Source organism: Streptomyces sp. NP-1717 (genome assembly GCF_022695985.1).
GTDB lineage: Bacteria > Actinomycetota > Actinomycetes > Streptomycetales > Streptomycetaceae > Streptomyces.
This window is the reverse complement of sequence record NZ_JAAPBF010000046.1, coordinates 1-19,576: the sequence shown is the minus strand read 5'-3', so window position 1 is coordinate 19,576 and position 19,576 is coordinate 1. Positions and strand designations below refer to the sequence as shown.

Annotated in this window: 18 protein-coding genes and 2 pseudogenes; 12 read left to right on the top strand and 8 right to left on the bottom strand. The window is 68.0% G+C overall.

Annotated features, from left to right (window positions below):
• Positions 1-102: 102 nt before the first annotated feature.
• The gene (locus GXP76_RS12975; RefSeq protein ID WP_242571655.1) at positions 103-1,638 is read right to left on the bottom strand and encodes a sodium:alanine symporter family protein; all 1,536 of its coding nucleotides are present in this window, start codon (positions 1,636-1,638) and stop codon (positions 103-105) included.
• Positions 1,639-2,366: 728 nt separating this feature from the next.
• Here GXP76_RS12975 and GXP76_RS12970 point away from each other — a divergent pair.
• Together GXP76_RS12970 and GXP76_RS12965 are read left to right on the top strand one after the other, a co-directional pair.
• Entirely contained in the window at positions 2,367-2,870 is a 504-nt protein-coding gene (locus tag GXP76_RS12970; RefSeq protein ID WP_242571654.1) for a hypothetical protein, read from the top strand.
• A gap of 200 nt (positions 2,871-3,070) precedes the next feature.
• On the top strand, positions 3,071-3,346 hold the full coding sequence (locus GXP76_RS12965) for a hypothetical protein (protein ID WP_242571653.1): 276 nt from the start codon (positions 3,071-3,073) through the stop codon (positions 3,344-3,346).
• Between the two features lie 83 nt (positions 3,347-3,429).
• Here the strand turns inward: GXP76_RS12965 and GXP76_RS12960 are convergent.
• The 3 genes and pseudogenes from GXP76_RS12960 to GXP76_RS35840 form a co-directional block, all read right to left on the bottom strand.
• Positions 3,430-3,684 (bottom strand): annotated as a pseudogene (locus tag GXP76_RS12960) (ISL3 family transposase); the annotation flags it as partial.
• Positions 3,685-3,816: 132 nt separating this feature from the next.
• Complete coding sequence (locus GXP76_RS12955; protein ID WP_242571652.1) at positions 3,817-4,008, bottom strand: hypothetical protein; 192 nt, start codon at positions 4,006-4,008, stop codon at positions 3,817-3,819.
• Between the two features lie 225 nt (positions 4,009-4,233).
• Positions 4,234-4,476, bottom strand: coding sequence for a transposase (locus GXP76_RS35840; RefSeq protein WP_242571651.1), 243 nt, complete (start codon positions 4,474-4,476; stop codon positions 4,234-4,236).
• Between the two features lie 755 nt (positions 4,477-5,231).
• On the opposite strand from GXP76_RS35840, the pseudogene GXP76_RS12945 reads away from it, so the two are divergent.
• Positions 5,232-5,483 (top strand): annotated as a pseudogene (locus GXP76_RS12945) (N-acetylmuramoyl-L-alanine amidase); the annotation flags it as partial.
• A 245-nt stretch (positions 5,484-5,728) separates the two neighbouring features.
• Here the strand turns inward: GXP76_RS12945 and GXP76_RS12940 are convergent.
• Both GXP76_RS12940 and GXP76_RS12935 read right to left on the bottom strand, forming a co-directional pair.
• Positions 5,729-6,019 carry a hypothetical protein gene (locus GXP76_RS12940; RefSeq protein ID WP_242571650.1) on the bottom strand — a complete coding sequence of 97 codons (291 nt, stop codon included), beginning with the start codon at positions 6,017-6,019 and terminating at the stop codon, positions 5,729-5,731.
• A 20-nt stretch (positions 6,020-6,039) separates the two neighbouring features.
• Positions 6,040-9,840 (bottom strand): hypothetical protein, encoded by a 3,801-nt coding sequence (locus GXP76_RS12935; RefSeq protein WP_242571649.1) that lies wholly within the window; start codon positions 9,838-9,840, stop codon positions 6,040-6,042.
• Between the two features lie 1,046 nt (positions 9,841-10,886).
• Here GXP76_RS12935 and GXP76_RS12930 point away from each other — a divergent pair.
• Positions 10,887-11,351 (top strand): hypothetical protein, encoded by a 465-nt coding sequence (locus GXP76_RS12930; protein WP_242571648.1) that lies wholly within the window; start codon positions 10,887-10,889, stop codon positions 11,349-11,351.
• 387 nt (positions 11,352-11,738) lie between these two features.
• Here GXP76_RS12930 and GXP76_RS36025 read toward each other — a convergent pair whose 3' ends face one another.
• Positions 11,739-11,840 carry a thiamine pyrophosphate-binding protein gene (locus tag GXP76_RS36025; protein WP_374360835.1) on the bottom strand — a complete coding sequence of 34 codons (102 nt, stop codon included), beginning with the start codon at positions 11,838-11,840 and terminating at the stop codon, positions 11,739-11,741.
• A gap of 272 nt (positions 11,841-12,112) precedes the next feature.
• Here GXP76_RS36025 and GXP76_RS12920 point away from each other — a divergent pair, with 272 nt between their 5' ends.
• Together GXP76_RS12920 and GXP76_RS12915 are read left to right on the top strand one after the other, a co-directional pair.
• Positions 12,113-12,850, top strand: a complete 738-nt coding sequence (locus GXP76_RS12920) for a flavodoxin family protein (RefSeq protein WP_242571647.1) — start codon at positions 12,113-12,115, stop codon at positions 12,848-12,850.
• A 422-nt stretch (positions 12,851-13,272) separates the two neighbouring features.
• Positions 13,273-13,782 carry a hypothetical protein gene (locus GXP76_RS12915; protein WP_242571646.1) on the top strand — a complete coding sequence of 170 codons (510 nt, stop codon included), beginning with the start codon at positions 13,273-13,275 and terminating at the stop codon, positions 13,780-13,782.
• 314 nt (positions 13,783-14,096) lie between these two features.
• Here the strand turns inward: GXP76_RS12915 and GXP76_RS12910 are convergent, their stop codons facing one another.
• On the bottom strand, positions 14,097-14,546 hold the full coding sequence (locus tag GXP76_RS12910; protein WP_242571645.1) for a MarR family winged helix-turn-helix transcriptional regulator: 450 nt from the start codon (positions 14,544-14,546) through the stop codon (positions 14,097-14,099).
• 194 nt (positions 14,547-14,740) lie between these two features.
• On the opposite strand from GXP76_RS12910, the gene GXP76_RS12905 reads away from it, so the two are divergent.
• The 6 genes from GXP76_RS12905 to GXP76_RS12880 all read left to right on the top strand — a co-directional run.
• Positions 14,741-15,520, top strand: a complete 780-nt coding sequence (locus tag GXP76_RS12905; RefSeq protein ID WP_242571644.1) for a CoA transferase subunit A — start codon at positions 14,741-14,743, stop codon at positions 15,518-15,520.
• Complete coding sequence (locus GXP76_RS12900; protein WP_242571643.1) at positions 15,517-16,164, top strand: CoA transferase subunit B; 648 nt, start codon at positions 15,517-15,519, stop codon at positions 16,162-16,164. The genes GXP76_RS12905 and GXP76_RS12900 overlap by 4 nt, the downstream gene beginning before the upstream one ends.
• On the top strand, positions 16,161-17,342 hold the full coding sequence (locus GXP76_RS12895; RefSeq protein WP_242571642.1) for a thiolase family protein: 1,182 nt from the start codon (positions 16,161-16,163) through the stop codon (positions 17,340-17,342). The genes GXP76_RS12900 and GXP76_RS12895 overlap by 4 nt, the downstream gene beginning before the upstream one ends.
• 58 nt (positions 17,343-17,400) lie before the next feature.
• The gene (pcaH, locus tag GXP76_RS12890) at positions 17,401-18,183 is read left to right on the top strand and encodes a protocatechuate 3,4-dioxygenase subunit beta (RefSeq protein ID WP_374360829.1); all 783 of its coding nucleotides are present in this window, start codon (positions 17,401-17,403) and stop codon (positions 18,181-18,183) included.
• Positions 18,183-18,740, top strand: a complete 558-nt coding sequence (pcaG, locus tag GXP76_RS12885) for a protocatechuate 3,4-dioxygenase subunit alpha (RefSeq protein ID WP_242571641.1) — start codon at positions 18,183-18,185, stop codon at positions 18,738-18,740. Before pcaH ends, pcaG begins: the two co-directional genes overlap by 1 nt.
• Positions 18,737-19,576 (top strand): lyase family protein (locus GXP76_RS12880; protein WP_242571640.1); only part of this gene is annotated, 840 nt, incomplete at its 3' end. The genes pcaG and GXP76_RS12880, both read left to right, overlap by 4 nt.

Sequence of the window (19,576 nt, the reverse complement as noted above, 5' to 3'; positions counted from 1 at the left end):
CGCAGTACAGCAGTCGACAGGGGCCGGGGCGGCTACTGGACGACAGGCGGGCGCGGTCGGCACCCTGGCAGGGGACCGACCGCGCCCTGGGACGGGAAGGGATCAGGACTCGGAGGCGGCCGGGGCTTTCTCCGCCGACGGATCCTCGGCTTCGCCGCTGTTGTGCCGGCGTACGTACGCCAGGAACGTCTCGAGTTCCCGCTTGACGACCGGGGCCAGGAAGTAGAGGCCGATGATGTTGATGACGGCGAGCGTGAACAGGACGGCGTCCGCCATGTCGATCAGGGTCTGGAGGGTGAGCAGCGAGCCGGCGATAGCGAACAGGGTGTAGATCACCTTGTACGTGGTCTCGCTGGCCCTGCTGCGGCCGAAGAGGTACGACCACGCCTTGAGGCCGTAGTAGCCCCAGGTCAGGACGGTGGAGATCGCGAACAGCATGACCGCGACGGTGAGGATGTAGGGGAACCAGGGCAGCACGGTCTCGAAGGCGTCGGAGGTGATCGTCACGCCGCCGATCTCCTCGCCGGTGCGGGCCTCGGCCCAGCTCGCGGGATTGGCGATGACAATCGTGAGTGCTGTCATCGTGCAGATGATCACGGTGTCGATGAACGGCTCCAGCAGCGCCACCAGGCCCTCGCTGGCGGGGTGCTTCGTCTTGACGGCCGAGTGGGCGATCGGTGCGGAGCCCAGACCGGCCTCGTTGGAGAACGCGGCACGCTTGAAGCCGATGATGAGCGCGCCAAGCACGCCGCCCGCGACCCCCTCGGGGTTGAAGGCACCCTCGACGATGGTGACGACCGCGGACGGCACCTCGCCGACGTTGACGAGGATGACGACCAGACACGCGGCGATGTAGATGCCGGCCATCGCGGGGACCAGACGGCTGGTGACCGAGGCGATCGAGCGGATACCGCCGAGCAGTACGATCCCGACGAGCGCCGCCACCAGGACACCGAAGAACAGGGCGCCGGCCGAGGACCCCATCGCGCCGTCCTCGCCGCCGGTGACCGACACAAGCTGCGCGTAACTCTGGTTGACCTGGAACAGGTTGCCGCCGAAGAGACCGAAGAACAGGATCATCGCCGAAGCGAGAACCGCGAGGACCTTGCCGAACGTGGCGCCGCGGCTGCCGAACCGCTCGGCGAAGCCCTTCGGCAGGTAGTGCATGGGCCCGCCGGAGACAGAGCCGTCAGCGTGCACCTCCCGGTACTTCACACCGAGTGTGACCTCGACGAACTTGCTGGCCATGCCGAGCAGCCCGCACAGGATCATCCAGAACGTCGCTCCGGGGCCACCGATGCTGACGGCGACCGCGACACCGGCTATGTTCCCCAGGCCCACGGTCCCGGAGACGGCCGCCGTGAGCGCTTGGAAGTGGTTCACCTCACCGGCCGCCGACTTGTCGTCGTACTTGCCCCGCACCACATCGACAGCCAGCCGGAACCGGCGGAACTGCACGAACCCGAACCAGCCCGTGAAGACAAGACCCGCCACGACCAGCCAGGCCACGATCAACGGCAGATCCGTGCCCCCGACGGGAACGGCGTAGAACACCACCTCCCCCAGCCAGGAGGCGATCGGTTCGAAGAACCCGCTGACGGATTCGTCGACCGACTCGGTAAAGGAATCAAGTGACATCTGGCTACCTCGGGAGCGCAGGCCGACGCGTAAGCACACGTCGGGTGGGGGCAGGCATGGGGGAGACAGCCATGTCCGGGACCGTCAAGGGCGACCCGGACCGCGGACCCGGACCGGGCTCACCCCGGTAGTACGTACCGGTGCGCACCGGTGACACCGCCACCGGAAAGTGAACTTCCGGCAAACGGATTCATGCAGTCCTACCATGCTCTTTACGTGCCTTTTAGTGATGCGTGTCACAAGTCCGGGCCTATTCGCGGGACGCATGGGCCCACTGGGCGTGATCGTTACAAGGATCTGAGCCTCAGTTGAGACAAGGACGGCACCCGTGGGAACGGGTTCGCGTCCGGCGGCGGTGTGCGGATGGGACCACCTGGTCGTTGACACCAAGGGCCTGCCGCTGTTCGTCATGGTCACCCCGGCCGACATGACCGACCGCGAAGCGGCACTACCGAACCCCCCGCCGGGAGCGGAAGTCGAACCTCAGACCGGCACTCCAACCCCACCTCGCGATCCACGGCGCGCTGTTCCTCCAAGCAAGCGCATCAACCCATGACCGGTCAGCAGTCCCTGGAACCAACCTTGTTCGATTCCTGACTTGGGTGAAGACCGATAGGACCTTTAGGAACAGGTATTCAGCGGCCGTTCCACTTCTGTCGAGGCGCCGGCGACTGCCCTACGAAGTATTCGGTTGTTCATGAAGGGCTGAACCTGCGACGGTCACCGGCATGAACGTGGTTCTCGGAGACAGGCTCAGGTTCGCCGCAGAGGTCGGCGCGCCAGCGTCACTGTGCCGAGTCGACCTCTGGGCAGCTGAAAAGTGGCTGACCTGCGACGACAATATGGCCTACGTCCCCCAGTTCCGCCGAGATGTGCTGGACACCGCCGCCTGGCTGCGGTCCGGCGAAGGTTCTCCCCTGCCGTTCGCTGGCTTGTCCGCCGCAGCCACACACCGGCGTCTCATGCAACGCGCGGGGGACGACGACGAACCCGAGACCGACTACCAACTGCGTTGCCGGTTTCAGGTCCTGCTCTGGGGGCCTACCACCGACAACCTGACGGCCCACCTGTTCCGCGAAGAGGACCGCCTGCTGATCACACTGTCGTTCTGGCGCAAGGAACACCTCCTGCACCACCCTGAAGACGCCGGTGCGGTCTTCGTGGTCGAGATCCCGGCCGAGGAGTTCGTCGGGATCCTTGAGGGCATGGCGACCGCGCTCGACGCCAGCTAGAACGAGAGCCGTTCGCGAGGCCCCGGGCGGCTGCTCCTGGAGATGCCACGAGACGCAAGCAGTTCGATTCCGGGACTCACCCAAGTGACTCCCGAAGTCGGGCTCTGGTCCACTTTCTGTGGAGGGCTCACCGACAGTGATGTCAGAGGCATGTGGTGAGATGGCCGCTCTCTATCGGCTGTCTGTGGGAGATCGTTCCGATGCCTGTGTACCCGTCGCTGACCCGCGCTCTGGCGGAGGCTTTGGTCGATGCCCTCTGGTTCGTTGAGGGGTGCACGGACGAGCAGATGGATCCGGATGACGCGGTGAAGGTCTTGGAGGGTGTCGCCCATCTGGTGTCACAACTGTCGAGTGATCAGCGAAGCGAGTTCATCGACCTACTCGGTTCGATGGCTGCAGAGGAGGCTGATCCTTCGCGCCGCCAGTTCCTGGAGGGCTTCTCTGACGGTTTTGGACTCGTTGAGGACGACTCCTGACCTGGGATCCATGCGTAGAGCAGGACGCGCTTGCGGAGGAGTTCGAATCCTGCGCGGCCATACATCTGACGCTTGAGCATCTTGATCCTTTTGACATGGCCCTCCACCACGCGGGAGTTCCAGGGCAAGGTGAAGCCGGCGGTGACAGCGTCGAGATCGCGCAGGAGGTGCTGAGCGAAGTGGCGGAGGCTGGGCAGTTCGGCGGTGGCGCTGGCCGCTTCGACCCATTCGGGGAGCTGGTCGCCGTGCAGGTGCGTGAGCATGTGGGCGAAGGAGCGCACGTGTTCGGCGAGTGCGGTCAGTTCGGGGCAGTTGGCCAGGGCGGCCTTGAGCTGGATCCGGTCGCTTTCAGGTAGGGCGTCGGGATGGGTGAGGATCCAGCGGGTGACGGCGCGGGCGGATGGTGGCCGGGGGCCGACCGGTTGGGGCTTGCCGCGAAGGGTCCTGCTGACGTAGTCGCGGACGCTTGCCTATCCGCGTGAATAGCGCTGTTCCTTGATCTCCTCCCACAGTTTCCAGGCGTGGGTGCAGCCTTCCTGCCAGCGCTGATCGAGGTAAGGCTTGTAGTCGTCGAGCCTGGTCGCACGGCTTTGCCACTGACCGGTGAACATCTCCTCCGGAGTCGTGGCGCGGGAGAAGCGCAAGATCGTGTTGAGGGTCATGCCGAGCTGCCGGGCGACGGACCGCTTGCTGTGACCGGCCGCGAGGAGAGCGTGGATGGTGGCGTGCTTGGCGCGGGTGCGTTCGGCGAACCGGTGCCCTGTCGGCCAGGGCGACGACGCGGTCGGCTCCGCCTCTTCCTGCGGCTGCTCCGGCTGAGCCGGCGTGGGGCGTAAGCAGCCGCGGTGTCGGTAGACGCACTTCTCGGCGGCTTCTCCCAGGTTGTGTCAGAGATGCCATCGGTCGGCGACCTGGAGGGCTTGTGGGGCGCCGCGGGTGGCTCCTTCGGAGAAGAAGGTGGCCCGGTCACGGCAGATGATCTCGATGCCAGGCCGCTCGGCGAGCCAGGCCGCGAGCGTGTTCGCCTCCCGGTCGGGAAGGAGGTCGACCGGCCGACGTGTTTCGACGTCGACAAACACGGTTCCGTAGACACGGCCCCTGCACTGGGCGTACTCGTCCACGCCGACCACGCGGGGGCTGCTACGGCGACGTCCGGAAGCGAGGCGATCAGCCTCAACAGGGTGTTCCGGCTGACCGGAACCTTGAAGGCGCCCGTCATCCGGGCACCGGCCCGGCCCGCGAGCGCAAGACCGACCGTCGCCAGCGTCGACCGCAGCCGCTCGGTCCGTCGCCCGAACCTGCGGGTGAGTCCGGGTACTTGCTCGGTGAAGGTCTTGCGCGGGCAGCAGTCCTCCGCGCAGACCAACCGCCGCACACGTAACGACACCACGACGAGCTTGCCGGCTGTCGGCAGGTCATGCGGAAAACGCTGGTAAGAGCCATGTATTCGGCCCGATCAGCACCCGCACCCCGGGCAGGCCGCCCGCCCTGCGGTCGTACGAGCCTCGATCGGGACGGTCGTGTCTGTCACCTCGACCGACTCCACCAACACGCCCTCGACCGAGGAGAACAACAGCTCATCCAGCTGTGGCAGCACTTCGTTCACGGCGAAGGACTGTCGACCACACCACCGCCCATCCGGGCGATTTTCGGGCGAACTCAACCGGCATCACGCGAAGATCAACGGTCACCCTGCGTACGCACCCACAAGAAGTGGACCAGAGCCGGTTCTCATCAACAGAGCCAGGCGGGAAAGCTTACGTCGAGCGCACCGGCCGCCGGAACACGTCTGGTGCGACTCTTCAGCGTCGCTGGGTGAGAATCGGCCTGGTTTGCGATGCAACTCGCGTGGGGCCTCATCAGATGACGTGTGTGTTGCTCTTCTGGGCCAATGCCCACGGTCGACGGCAACACCCACTTCTACGGCTTCGAGTGCGTCAACCTCGGCAACGGGACCGATCCCTGGCCGGCCGCCCAGCTCATGGCGATCGAACGGGTCGGTACCGCGATCTGCCGCACCCACAAATGGGGCGCCCAGAGCGTCATCGGCCACCTCGAATGGTCCAACGACAAGATCGACCCCAAAGGCTTCACCATGCCCGGCATGCGCGACCGCATCACCCGGCGCCTGACGACTCCGCTGCCCAGGAAGTGACACCACGGGCCGACTGCGGGACCTGATGTACAAAAGGCCGTTCCAGCGCGTGTCGCCACCTGAGTTCGGCGACGGCCAACGGATCCTTGCTGGCCAAGCGGTCGAGAATCTGTACGGCAACGACTGGGACCTGCTCCAGCCGGCAAGCGCGTAGGGCGTGTCTGTGGATCAGGCCTGATCCACAGACACGCCCTGGGTTCTGCCCTCCGGCGGCGGGTCGAACCTATTCAGTCACCGACGAAGTAGAGGTAACCGGACTTGCGGATGGCGAGTTTTGCTCCGTCGAGTGCTCTCTGAATCGACGACGTCATCTCGCTTGCCGGCAGAGACTCCAGCTCCTCGACAAAGCGGTGCAGCTGAACGGAGTTGAACATGGTGTCAGCGAACTGCATGACGCCACGCCGCAAGCTGTCGTCAGGCGCTCTCTGGCACATTTTTCTGAAGGAGTCCTCCGGACCATCCGTGAAGAACTCGATCTCGTAATGCGCCTGATTCCTGATACGAATCGACAGACTCATTCTCTTCTCTCCGTGACGGGCTATTTGACGGGAAACATGTTGACGACACTTTCGTACTTACTGATGACGAGGATGACTCGGCTCGTGGGTACTGCCCCTGAATCTCCGGAAGTGAACCCTATGACATCCGAGTAGTTGAATTCCTTCTCGTAGTAGAAATCCTTATTTTCCTTGAAGAGTGCAGCGTCCTCCATGCCCGCCTCGAAGATCTTCTGCAGATCTTCATTTGTCACGGTGCCCTTGAAGAGTCCCTTGCTGCTATCTACTTTTGACCCGCCAGGGAAGTGTGAACCCCTGATCCCTGTGATCGCCCATTCATCAAGCACGGGGACTCCGACACCCGGGGGAAGCTTCCAGTTGCAAGGATTCTTCTCCGCCGACGCGGCCTGCACGGTACGTGCCGGCGGTGCGGCTCCCACCGAGAGAGGTTCCGTGCAAGGCGGGTTGGGGCTGGGGTTTTCCTTCTCCTTCTTCAGCCTCGCGATGAGGTCCCGGTAGCGCTCAACGGCGCGCTCGGCCGTTTTGGAGGACTCGTAGAAGGCGTCGATGCCCCCCGCGACGTTGTCGATCGCTTTGATGACCCTGGGGGCCTTGAGGATACCGATCGCCACACTGGCCAGGTCGAACAGGGCCCACAGGCAGGTTTCGATGTCCCGCGTCGACACGCAGTTGACCATGTTGTCGATGCCGAAGACCTCAAGAAGGACCTCGCCGCCGTTTTCCTTGATCCAGTCGATGACATGGAGCGCGGCGAGCTTCTTCACGGCCCGGAAGTCGTCCACACACTGCTGGCCGCAGTGTTCGCGCAGAAGGGCTTCCTCGTCGGTGGACAGGTCCGGGCCTGTGGTGTCCTCTCTGCCGGACTGCGCCCATGCGGCGTACTCGGCGGCGGCGCGCTTGCGTGCCTCCGCCTCGGCGCGGGTCGCCGCCTCGTCGGCCTCCTTGGCCGCGCTGTCCGCGTTGCTCGCCGCGGTCTCGGCGGCGGTCGCGTCTTTCTCGGCCTGCGTCGCGGCGGTGTCCGCGGTGGTCGCGTCCTTCTCCGCGGCGCTCGCGGCCGTACGCGCGCTGCCGGCGTCCTTCTCCGCCTCGGAGGCGGCGGCGTTCGCCGCCGCAGCGTCGCTTTCGGCGTCGCCGGCGGCCGAGTCAGCGTAGAAGGCGTCGGTGCCGGCCTGGGAGTTGTAGGCGGTGGTATTGGCGTCCGCCTTCTTGGCCGCTGCGGCGGAGTTGGCCGCCGCTGTCGCGGACGTACGTGCGTCGGCGGCGGATTTCAGCGCCTTGGTGGTGTCGGCCGCCGCGTCGGCGGCGGCCTGGGCGGCGATCTTCGCGTCGCCCGCGGCCTTTTCGGCCAAGAGCTTGGCCGCAGCGGCTGCCTGAGCCGCTTCGACACCCTTGGAAGTGGCTGCCGCTGCCTGCTGTTCGGCCAGGGGTTTGGAGATCTGGCCGACCAGGACCGCGAAAGCGGCGGCGCTGTCGGTCTCCCGGAAAGGGGTACCGATCGCGATGGCCTCGTTGGCGGGCTTGATCACCTCGGCCGCCGAGTCACGCGCGGCGGCGGCCGACTCGGCGGCGGCGAAGGCGAACCCGGCGGTCTTCGCCGACCAGGCCGCCGTCTTGGCGGCCTCGTCCTTCGCTGCCAGCGCCTCCTGATGTGCCTTCAGCGAGGCTGCCTGAGCCTTCTTCGCTTCCGCCTCCGCCGTCCTGGCGTTCTTCGAGGCCGCTTCGGAGGCGTCGATGGCCTCAGCCGCGGCGGCATGCGCGGTCTGCGCAGCGGCATAACTCGTCTGGTAGGCCGACCACGCCCGGTCCGAGGAGGCGCGGGCGCGGGAAGCGGCGCCATCCGCCCTGGTCGCGGCGGCGCGCGCGTTCACCGCGGCGGTGGACGCCTCGTCAGCGGCGGTACGGGCCCTGGTGGCGGCACCGGCCGCGTTGTTGGCGGCGGTACGAGCCTCGGTCGCCGCCTGCCGAGCCTCGGCCGCGGCATCGGTTCCCTCGGCGGCAGCGGCGGCGGCCTCAAGGGCCTTGGCGCGGGCGACGGTTGAGTTCTTGCGGCGTTCGGCGGCCTCGGCCTTGTCCCGTGCCAGAAAGGCGCGGTGCTCGGCGGTTTCGGCGGCCGTGCGTTGTTCGCTCGCCGTTTCGGCGGCTGCCTGGGCCGAGCTCAGCGCCCTCCCCGCGGTCTCCCGTTCGCTCTGAGCCCGCTCGTTCGCGGCGCCGGCTTTGGCCCGCTCGCTGTCTGCGGTCTTGCGTTCGGCAGCCGCGTTCGTCTTCTCTGTCTCGGCGTTGGCTCGCTGCGCCTTGGCCGTGGCGGCAGCTGCCTTGGCTGTCTTCTCCGCGTTCTCCGCCGTCGTCTGTGCCGTCTTCGCCTTGGTGGCGTTGGCGGCGGCCTCCTTGGCCTGGACATCGGCCGCCGTCGCGGCGGCCTTCGCCTGGGCGGCGGCCTCCAGCGCGGCAGCCTTACGGAACTCGGTGTTGACCGCGTGGGACTGCGTCTGGCTCAGCGCGAACAGCGCCTTGCTGTCCGCGACCGTCGCCGACGCCGCGTTCGACGCCGTTTCCGCTGCCTTGGCCGCCGCCTGGGTGGCCGCGTAGGAAGCCTTGACCACCTGGGCGGACTGCTGCGCGAACACCAGCCCGCGGCCCCTCGGCGCCCCGAGACCATCGGCGATCTCGTAGGCGGACTTCTGTGCCGCCGTCACCTTCGTCGCCAGTGGACCAGCGTTGCGGACTGCCGTAACGGCCCTGAGCGAGCTGGCCTGGGCGGCACGCTGAGCAAGTTTCAGATCGAGGTTCGCCTGGGTGAAAACTTCGGGCTTCGGCCGCAGGATGTCATTGGCGGGCTTGGACGCCCATTCCTTCTGCCAGAGCAGGATCTGCTCGGCCAGCCACGCCTGGCCGATTCCCGCGATCATCTCGTCGGTGGCCTTCTGCGCCTCGGCGGCGGCCGACGCCTCGGCCTCGATGATCGTGTTCCGCTGCTCGGCCTGCGCGGCGTACTCCGCTTCCCACTCCGCGGAGGCCGTGACCAGCACGGGGTTCAGAACACGATCGAAGTCGACGGGGTTGAGGCTGTCACACGCACCCCAGGCGTTCTTCAGATACTCGACCTCGACGCGAAATTCGGGAGACCCCTCGGCCGGAGCCGTTGCAGGAAAGCCCCCGCGCCTCAGGTAGGCGGCGATGTCGCTACTGGTGGTCTGCCTGTAGTAGGGCGAGGAGCCGTCGCGGAGGATCCCGTCGATGATGAAGTCGTTGTCGACGTCCTTTCCCCGGTTCTCGTCCGCGATTTCCGCGGCCCTCCGGAGCGCTTTCTCAGAAGGAGGCGCGTGACCGTCCTCCCCGAGTTTGCTGGCCACTCTGAGGTAGCCACCCTCGGTAAAGTCCCTTACAGGCGCGTCGAACCGAGGGGCATGCAGATCGACTTCACCGTCGTAGGACGATTTCGCGTAAACACGATTGGCGTCCTCCCAGCCCTTGTGCCTGGCATCGGACCTGTCACGGTACTGATCCGCCAGCTCCTTGTCCCCGCCCGCCGCCGACGACAGTTCGTTCCAGTGCGAGGGACTACCGACGATCGCGGCGAGTCGGGCATTGGTTCCCTTCAGCCCTTCGATGGCCTTCGCCTTGAGGGCGGGGCCACCGATATGGAGTGCCACACCGGCGGTGCAGCGCAACAGCCGAGGTTCCTCACCGATGCTGCTTCGGTAGAGACCGGTGTCCTCCTCATCCGCCACTCTGATGGTGGCCGACGCCGGAACCGTCGTGATGAGGGTGGACAGGACCGAACTCGCCACGAGGAGAGCGGTACCCGCCAGGAAACGCTGCACATTGGTGCTTGTCGTACGCCGCATCGGACGCGAAGGTCTTCGCACTGAATGGCCTTTCGTTGAGATTTTCGACCAGCTAGAGCGGAATCCGGAAGCCGATTTTTACGGCATGCCGAAATTCCCGATGCATAGAGATCTCCGAGAGCACGCGCGATCTCCGCTCTCGGACCGCCTTGATCACGGCGGCCGTCTCGTCGGTGACGACCACTTCCTGCCCGTGCGCGTCGCGTCGGTGATGGCCCACGCCACACCTGGAGGCTTGGCGCGCTCGGCCGCCCACGCGATATCCGACACGGGGATGTCGGCTGCCGACGGCCGGACCGTCTTCGCGCTGCCTCGCCGGCGCGGGCGCCGCGCCAGTCAGGCAGCGAGGCCCGACTGTGAAAGCCGCGCCTCGGCGACCAGGAGCAGCGCGGGAGCTGTCACGAAGCGCGCGCGCCGGGCGCCGCGGCACTTGCCATCTGTATGCAGACACGAGGGCGTGTGTCCCTTCCTTGTAGGAAAAGTTAGACGTCTGCACGAAAGATGCACACGAGCACAGAACTTAGGCGCAAGTACGCCACAAACAAGGGCAGTTGCCAGCCGTGGCTCATATCCACCGCCCACGATGCTTGAGTTGCTGCCGAAGCCGTATGCAAACGCGGCGATGATCACACCATCTGACCTCGCCGCAGGGCCACCGCATCGGCTGCCCCCATGCAGTTCTCGCAGGCGTAGAACCGACTGGTCGCTCCAGTGCCCGGCGTTCCAGCACGGTCCATCGATCGCCTCCTGGAGCCTGCAGTCGATGCAGGCTGGGCCAGACCTGGAATTCCGACGGTGCAGGTTCTCACTTGCGATGTCCTGCGCCGCGGCTGTGGCGGCGGGGAGGAGCGAGGGGTCATCCCCGCGCGCGGGGATGATCCTCGGGGGCATGAAGAACTGGACTCCACGCCCTTCGTGTACGCATCCAGGTCAATCCCCGCTTCACTCCGGACGGCTCCACCTTCCGACAGTGCGTCAGCGTTCCGCTGACATGCGGTCACTGTCGGTGCCAGAGCGGCGTCATGGCGATGGACTACGCGGCACGACAGCAAGCGACACGCAAGGTCAGAGGACTGCTCAAGGAACGGCACAACGACGGCAACGACTTCGTGGATCCCGTGCGGGTGATGTACGCGGTGCGCGCCGCAGCGTACGACTCCGCACGGGCGGGCGAGGAAGCTCCGGAGGTGCCGGTGGACGATGTCCTGGCGGCGCTGACCATGCTGGACGAAGCCCGCGCACGGCTGGACGCCCTGAATCTGCTGCGCGCGGCGCGCTCGCGCGACGCCTCGTGGGCCACGGTCGCCGACGCCCTGGGCCTGAGCGCCCGGCAGTCCGCGGAAAGCCGGGCGCTGCGCCTGGAGCGGTCTAGGTGCTCCCCGCACGCGCGGGGATGGTCCCGCCTTCCTACCGTCAGGGAGACGACACCGGCGTACTTCGCGTGCTCCCCGCGCCCAGTGGACAAGCTGACGAGCCGACAGCAGTGAGGCGTCGGACTGCGTGTTCTGCAGCAAGGAACTCGCAACGGGCCGAGTCACGGACCTCGGCCCACTCCCCCTCGTCGCACACGGCATCAAGGCACGCTGGTTCCCGCGGGCGTGCCGACCACGGTCGCGCCATGACCCGCCCCTTGCGGGACCCTCCCGCTTCGATGTCTTCCGGCACCGCCAGGAACACGGCTCCGGGCCGCTCGCTCTGCGCGGTCTTGAACGCCTTGCGGGTCATCTTTGGCACCGCGTCGGGACACTCGATGCGGGCCGACCACTGGGTGACCGGAGCGAACATCGACACCAGGTCGGTGACCTGGTGCGATTCCTTGTGAACACGGCGCAGCGACCCCTTGGCGGCCAGGGCCACCATAGGGGAGCCGTTGGTCATCGCGTCGCGGTGCCGAGCAGCAGATTAATCGCACCAGGTCCCAACGTCGCCGAGCACATCCCGGCGCGGCCGGTCAGCCGTCCGTAGATCTCCGCCATGAACGAGGCGGCCTGCTCGTGACACACCAGGATGTACCGGACCCCGGAGTCGCGTTTTGGCTACCCATGACACGAACTGAGGCACGCCCACCGAGCCCGGCCACTCACAGGCAGCTGGCCGAGGCGGCGGTGCGGACACCAATGCCTCGGGCATGCCGAGGCCATTCGGCGGCCCTGTGATGGCGGCTGCTGCGGGCTGCCCGCAGGCTGAATCCGGATGTGGACGCGCCCCGCCGAGCATCGTGCTGCGCAGAGAGTTCCGGGAGGACCGTGTGACCGCCTCGTCGCCCGCCACCGACACACCGCCGGCCCGCTACGAAGACCTGCGGGCTCTGGTGATCAACTGCACCCTCAAGCGCTCGCCGGGAACGAGCAACACCCAGGGCCTGATCGGCCGCAGCACCGCAATCATGGAAGGCCAAGGTGTTCACGTCGACATCGTCCGGGCCGTCGACCACGACATCGCCACGGGCGTGTGGCCCGACATGACGGAGCACGGCTGGGAGACCGACGCCTGGCCGGACCTCTACCGTCAGGTCATGGCGGCCGACATCCTCGTGCTGGCCGGACCGATCTGGCTGGGCGACAACAGCTCCGTGATGAAGCAGGTGATCGAACGCCTCTACGCCTGCTCCAGTCTTCTCAACGACGCAGGCCAGTACGCCTATTACGGTCGCGTGGGCGGCTGCCTGATCACCGGCAATGAGGACGGCGTCAAACACTGCGCGATGAATGTGCTCTACAGCCTCCAACACCTGGGGTACACCATCCCTCCCCAGGCCGACGCCGGATGGATCGGCGAGGCCGGCCCCGGCCCCTCCTACCTCGACCCGGGCTCCGGCGGACCCGAAAACGACTTCACCAACCGCAACACCACGTTCATGACCTGGAACCTGCTCCACCTGGCCCGGGCATTGAAGGACCTGGGTGGCATCCCCGCCTACGGCAACCAGCGCACCGCCTGGGACGCAGGCTGCCGCCACGACTACGAAAACCCGGAACACCGCTAGGGACACCAGTCGCATGGGCAGCCGCGTCGGTTGGAAGCAGAGGCCCGTCCCTGCACCAGTCGCGGCAATCGCACAGAAGCTCGACGAAGAGGCGATGTCGAAGTCGGGACCATCCCCGCACGCGCGGGGAGCACAGGAGGACCGCAGGGATGGTCCCGCCGCGCGGTGTGGCACGAGTGGACAGACGGCGTGCTACCCGCGCCCGCAGGGATGATCCCTGGACCCAGGGCGCGTCTGCGGCGGCTGGACTGCTCCCCGGCCGCGGCCGTCGCGGACCTTCCACCCGAGCGGCACCTCCACCACAAGGAACGATTGATGGACCGCATCGACCGCGACCACGCCCATGACCATGAGTTGGCCCTTTCCTCCGCCGTACCCCCCGGCCCGCCCGACGACTCCTCCGTCCCGCGATCCTCGTCCCGGTGACGGCGCTGGCCCTGGCCGGAGCGCTCACGGCGGGCATCGCGCTCACCACCGACGACCAGCGGCCCGACACCGCGACATCCCCGGCCTCGACGAACGACACCGCGCGGCTGGCCACCGCCCTGCTGCACCAGATCTCCGATGTCGCACTCAAGAGCGACGCCCCCACCGTGCGGGACGACCAGTTCCTCTACACCCGGTCCAAGGTCCGCGGCGCCGACGTGACCAGCGAAGGCGGTCGTCGGACACCGGAGGCCCGTGACGCAATCGACCGGCGAGGTGTCGGCATCGCGCGTGACGACATTCGGTACGGCACCCGCACCGAATGGGTCTTCGACGCTACGGGCTTCACCTTCCTCGGCTCCCGCAGCTATCTGACCGAGGACTCCACGTACGGAAAGGCCGGCACCCTCCTGTCCAGCAGCGCCGAGATCGCGCACGGCGTGGTCGACAAGGCGGGCAGCAGGCCCGCCGAAGAGTCCGCGGAGGGAGGCACACGGGAGAGTTAGGGACTGTCGCCCGGACCCGTGATCCCGGCGGCGACCGACAGATGGTCGCCGCCGGTCGCGGGCAGCGTGCGGATGTGCCACAGTCACCGAACGGGCCATGACCTGGTCGATCCGGGCCGGCGGGAAGGCGGTGGGGGCTGGAGACGAGGCCCCGTACGGCCACGTTCAGCCGTGAGGTCAGTGGGGCCGGACCACGGTCGTCCACCGTGCAGCAGCTTCCGGACCACGCCCACGAAGCGCTGGTCGCCGGCCACTTCGGCACGCCACGTATCTGGGCTTCCGGGCAGGAGTCCGGCTTCAGGGGGCAGCTCACCTCAAGGGCCCAGTGGGTCGCGCAGTTCCTCGGCCGCGTCCGAGACCCGTCGGAGCAGGCTCATGAAGAGGGCCTGCTCCTCGGGGGAGAGCGGGGCGAGGAAGACCTGGTTCATGCGTGCCGTGCGCACCCTGAGCTTGCGGTGGGTGCGGGCGCCGTCGTCGGTGAGCCGCAGGAGGAACCGGCGGCCGTCCGCCGGGTCGCGGGTCTTGTCCAGCAGACCACGGGCGGTGAGCCGGCTGATGACCTCGGCGATGGTGGAACGGTCGAGGCCCACGCGCTCGCCGACCGTCCGCTGATCCAGGCCGGGCTCGGCCATGAGCGCGTTCATGACGCCGAACTGGGGGGAGGTGGTCTCCTCGGAGACCATCGAGTTCCACAGCAGGTGGTGTGCCTGCTGCAGGCGCCGGGCCAGGTGCCCGGGGTGGGTGGTCAGATCCACCGCGGCCATCAGGTCCTCCCGTTGGTAAGTTTGTCTGTGCACTGAAGGATACCGCTCGTTCTGGGTGCTGACTCGCAGGCATAGGCGAGGGCGTTGACGCATCACTCCTCGGGTGTCAGCATGAAATCGCTTCGAAGAAATAATCAGTGCCCTGAGTAAATGTGATCCGGGGCATGGGTGCTCCCGAAGGATGAGGCTCTCGCATGGACAAGGTGATCGCCACAGCCGCTGAGGCAGTGGCCGATGCCCGGAACGGAGCGACGCTCGCCGTGGGCGGGTTCGGCCTCAGCGGCGTTCCGAACGTACTGATCAACGCGCTGTACGACCTCGGGGTCTCGGGCCTGAAGGTGGTGTCCAACAACTGCGGGGCGATGGACTCCGGCCTCGCCGTCCTGCTGTCCGCGGGCCGTATCTCCCGGGTGACGGGGTCGTACATAGGCGGGAACAAGGAGTTCGCCCGCCAGTACCTGGCCGGTGAGCTGGACGTGGAGATGATCCCCCAGGGCACGCTGGCCGAACGACTGCGGGCCGGGGGCTGTGGGATTCCCGCGTTCTACACCCCGGCCGGTGTCGGCACGCAGGTCGCGGACGGCGGTCTGCCCTGGCGTTACGACGGGCAGGGCGGGGTCGCGCTCGCCTCGCCTCCCAAAGAGGTACGGGAGTTCGACGGCACCGAGTACGTCCTTGAGCGTGGCATCCGCACGGACTTCGCGCTCGTACGGGCCGCCAAGGGGGACCGGCACGGGAATCTGGTCTTCAACAAGTCCAGCCGCAACTTCAACCCGCCGGCGGCGATGGCCGGGAAGGTGACGATCGCCGAGGTCGAGGAACTGGTCGAACCCGGTGAGATCGAGCCGGACGCGGTGCACGTGCCCGGGATCTTCGTCCAGCGCGTCGTGGCGCTCACCCCTGAGCAGGCCGGCGAGAAGCGGATCGAACGGCGCACGATTTCCGCGCCTCCGGCACGAGGAACCACGCGATGACCTGGACCCGTGAGCAGATGGCCGCCCGCGCCGCGCGCGAGCTGAAGGACGGCCAGTACGTCAATCTCGGCATCGGGCTGCCGACGCTGATCCCCAACTACCTCCCCAACGACGTCGAAGTGGTTCTGGAATCGGAGAACGGGATACTCGGCACCGGTCCTTACCCGGCCGACGACCAGGTCGACCCGGATCTGATCAACGCGGGCAAGGAGACCGTCACCGTCCTTCCCGGCGCCTCCTACTTCGACTCGTCGCTGTCGTTCGGCATGATCCGCGGCGGGCACATCGACGTCGCCGTGCTCGGCGCCATGCAGGTGTCCGCGAATGGCGATCTCGCCAACTGGGCCGTCCCCGGCAAGATGATCACCGGCATCGGCGGGGCCATGGATCTCGTACACGGCGCGCGGACCGTCATCGTCGTGATGACGCACAGCGCCAAGGACGGCTCCCCCAAGATCGTCGAGGAGTGCGCGCTGCCGCTGACCGGCAGGAGCTGTGTCAACCGGATCATCACCGACCTCGGTGTACTGGACGTGACCGAGAACGGGCTGGTCCTGGTGGAGCGCGCGGCGGATGTGCCGACCGAGGAGATCGTGGCGAAGACCGCCGCGAAGGTTCACATCCCTGGGGAGGTCACGACGTGAACCGCCGCGACGTCTACATCGTCGATGCCGTCCGCACCCCGGTCGGAAAGTACAACGGCTCGCTGGCCTCCGTCCGCCCGGACGACCTGGCCGCCCGGGTCCTCCGGGAACTTCTCGCCCGCACGCCCCATTTGGATCCGTCACGGATCGACGACGTCTACGTCGGCAACGCCAACGGCGCGGGCGAGGAGAACCGCAATGTGGCCCGGATGGCCGCCCTGCTCGCCGGGCTCCCCGTCGCCGTGCCGGGCGTCACCGTCAACCGCCTCTGCGCCTCGGGGCTCGAAGCCGTCATCCAGGCCGCGCGGGCCATCGCACTCGGCGACGCCTCCATCGCCCTGGCAGGCGGCGTCGAGTCGATGACCCGCGCACCCTACGTCCTGCCCAAGAGCGACCGGCCGTTCCCCGCCGGCCACACGGAGCTGTACTCGACCACGCTGGGCTGGCGCATGGTCAACCCGAGGATGGACCCGCGGTGGACCGTCCCGCTCGGCGAGTCCGCCGAACTCATCGCGGACAAGCACCACATCACCCGCGAGCAGCAGGACACCTTCGCGCTGTCGTCGCATCAGAAGGCGGCGGCCGCGTGGAAGAACGGGCTCTTCGACGCGGAGATCGCGCCCGTCGCGGCCCTCGACCGGGACGAGTGCGTGCGTCCCGAGGCATCCCTCGCCGCGATGGCGACGCTCAAGCCTTCGTTCCGTACGGAGAACGGCACCGTGACACCGGGCAACGCCTCCCCGCTCAACGACGGCGCCGCCGCGCTGCTCCTCGTCGACGAGGAGGGTCTGAAGGCGACGGGCCGCGAGCCCCTTGCCCGTATCAGCGCCTCCGGTGTCTGGGCGACCGATCCGCACTACTTCGGTCTCGCCCCGGTCGAGGCGGTGAACCGCGCCCTCACCAAGGCGGGCAGGACCTTCGGCGATCTGACGACTCTTGAACTGAACGAGGCATTCGCCGCCCAGGTCCTCGGCTGCGTCGCCGAGTGGCCCGAGTTCGACCCGTCGATCCTCAACCCCCAGGGCGGCGCGATCGCCCTCGGCCACCCGCTGGGTGCCTCCGGGGCCCGCCTCGCCGGAACCGTCGCCCACCAACTGGCCCGCAAGGGCTCGGGCACGGGCGTCGCCACCCTCTGCATCGGCGTCGGACAGGGCCTCGCTCTCGTCCTCGAACGCTGACCCCGATCACGTACACCCGGAGCCGACCCCCATGACGACACCGCTCACCACCACACCCATGACCGCGGCACCTCTGACCACAGGGCCCCTGCCCGACGGGCTGAGCCAGCGCATGATCGACGCCGAGGTCGCCAAGGCGCAGGCCGCGTCGACCACCCAGAACCACCCGCCCCGCGACTACCCGCCCTATCGCAGCAGCCACTTCCGCCACCCCAAGCAGCCGCTGATCCCGCTGCGCGACCCCGAGGCCGTCGAGCTGACAGGACCCGCGTTCGGCGTCACCGACATCACCACCCTCGACCACGACCTCACGCGCCGGCACCCGGGCGAGCCGCTCGGCGAGCGGATAACCGTCTCGGGCCGGGTCCTCGACCGCGCCGGCCGGCCCGTACGCGGCCAGCTCGTCGAGTTGTGGCAGGCCAACGCGTCCGGCCGGTACGCCCACCAACTCGACCAGCACCCCGCCCCGCTCGACCCCAACTTCACCGGCTTCGGCCGCTGCCTCACGGACGACGACGGCGGCTACTCCTTCACCACCATCAAGCCGGGCGCCTACCCGTGGCGCAACCACGTGAACGCCTGGCGCCCCGCCCACATCCACTTCTCGCTCTTCGGATCGGCGTTCACCCAGCGCCTGGTGACACAGATGTACTTCCCGGGCGATCCGCTGTTCCCGTACGACCCGGTGCTGCACTCCGTGACCGACGAGGCGGCGCGCGAGCGGCTCGTCGCCGCGTACGACCACGACCTCTCCGTCCCGGAGTGGACCCTGGGCTACCGCTGGGACATCGTCCTCGACGGCCCGACCGCCACCCGCTTCGAGGAAGGTCACGACCACTGATGTCCTACGCTCCGACCCCTTCCCAGACCGTCGGCCCGTTCTACGGCTACGCGTTGCCCTTCGCGGGCGGCCCCGAGGTCGCCCCCGCCGGGCACTCCGACACGATCACCCTGCACGGGTACGTGTACGACGGCGCCGGAGCCCCGGTGCCCGACGCGCTGATCGAGACGTGGCAGCCCGCCCCCGACGGATCCCGCACAGGTGCGCCCGGGTCCGTGCGCCACGACCCGGTGACCGGCGAGGTCATCGGCCGCGACGGGGTCGCCTTCACCGGCTTCGGGCGCGTTCCGACGGACGCGGACGGCCACTTCGCGGTGCGGACGCTGCCGCCGGGGGGCGTCGCGTACATCTCGATCGCCGTCTTCGCACGCGGGCTGCTCCACCACCTCTTCACACGCGCCTACCTGGACGGCTCCGGGGACGTGCTCCTCGACTCCCTGGAACCGGAGCGCCGCGCCACGCTCGTCGCCACGCCGGAGCCGGGCAACCCCCGTACGTACCGTTTCGACATCCGCCTTCAGGGCGACGGCGAAACAGTCTTCCTGGAGTTCCCGTGACAGCCGTCCTCCTCGACGCGGGTCTGCTCGCCCCCGGCCGGGCCGGCTCCGCCGCCGAATCCGCGACCGGCGACACAGCGTTCCTGCGGGCGATGCTCGACGCGGAGTCCGCGCTGACCCGCGCCCAGGCGGCCGTCGGCCAGGCGCCTGCCGAGGCCGCCACGGCGGTCACGGCCGCGGCCGCCGCGACCCACTTCGACATCCACGATCTCGCGCTGCGCGCGCGGGGCGGGGGCAACCCCGTCATCCCGCTCGTCGCCGACCTGACGGCGGCGGTGGGCGAGAAGTACGGCCCGTACGTCCACCGCGGTGCGACGAGCCAGGACGTCATGGACACCGCGGCCATGCTGGTCGCATCCCGCACGCTCGACCTGGTCCTGGCAGACCTGGCCCGCACCGAACGCGCCCTGGCCGAACTGGCCGCGGCGCACCGCGACACGGTGATGCCGGGCCGCACCCTGACACAGCACGCGGTGCCTACGACGTTCGGCCTCAAGGCGGCCGGCTGGCGGTCGCTGGTTCTGGACGCACGGGACCGGGTGCGGGCGGTACGGGACGCTCTCCCCGCTCAACTCGGGGGCGCCGCAGGCACCTTGGCCGCCTTCGAGGCATACGGAGCCTCGGACGACACCACCGATCCGCTTGTCGCGGCCTACGCCCACGAGACCGGCCTGGCGCGCCCCGCACTGCCCTGGCACACCCTGCGTACCCCGCTCGCCGACCTCGCGGGAGCCCTCGCGTTCACGGCGGGCGCCCTGGGCAAGACGGCCGTCGACGTCCTCACCCTCTCCCGCACGGAAATCGCCGAGCTGGCCGAAGGCACCGGCGGAGGCTCC

What these genes read in the sequence shown, in the direction of transcription:
- GXP76_RS12965 (WP_242571653.1), top strand. Translation starts at nt 3,071, where the DNA reads ATGCCTGTGTACCCGTCGCTGACCCGCGCTCTGGCGGAGGCTTTGGTC.
- pcaH (WP_374360829.1), top strand. Translation starts at nt 17,401, where the DNA reads ATGACCGCGGCACCTCTGACCACAGGGCCCCTGCCCGACGGGCTGAGC.
- GXP76_RS12900 (WP_242571643.1), top strand. Translation starts at nt 15,517, where the DNA reads ATGACCTGGACCCGTGAGCAGATGGCCGCCCGCGCCGCGCGCGAGCTG.
- GXP76_RS12910 (WP_242571645.1), bottom strand. Translation starts at nt 14,546, where the DNA reads ATGGCCGCGGTGGATCTGACCACCCACCCCGGGCACCTGGCCCGGCGC.
- GXP76_RS12940 (WP_242571650.1), bottom strand. Translation starts at nt 6,019, where the DNA reads ATGAGTCTGTCGATTCGTATCAGGAATCAGGCGCATTACGAGATCGAG.
- GXP76_RS12975 (WP_242571655.1), bottom strand. Translation starts at nt 1,638, where the DNA reads ATGTCACTTGATTCCTTTACCGAGTCGGTCGACGAATCCGTCAGCGGG.
- GXP76_RS12970 (WP_242571654.1), top strand. Translation starts at nt 2,367, where the DNA reads ATGAACGTGGTTCTCGGAGACAGGCTCAGGTTCGCCGCAGAGGTCGGC.
- GXP76_RS12930 (WP_242571648.1), top strand. Translation starts at nt 10,887, where the DNA reads ATGGCGATGGACTACGCGGCACGACAGCAAGCGACACGCAAGGTCAGA.
- pcaG (WP_242571641.1), top strand. Translation starts at nt 18,183, where the DNA reads ATGTCCTACGCTCCGACCCCTTCCCAGACCGTCGGCCCGTTCTACGGC.
- GXP76_RS12905 (WP_242571644.1), top strand. Translation starts at nt 14,741, where the DNA reads ATGGACAAGGTGATCGCCACAGCCGCTGAGGCAGTGGCCGATGCCCGG.
- GXP76_RS12955 (WP_242571652.1), bottom strand. Translation starts at nt 4,008, where the DNA reads ATGACCCTCAACACGATCTTGCGCTTCTCCCGCGCCACGACTCCGGAG.
- GXP76_RS36025 (WP_374360835.1), bottom strand. Translation starts at nt 11,840, where the DNA reads ATGGCGGAGATCTACGGACGGCTGACCGGCCGCGCCGGGATGTGCTCG.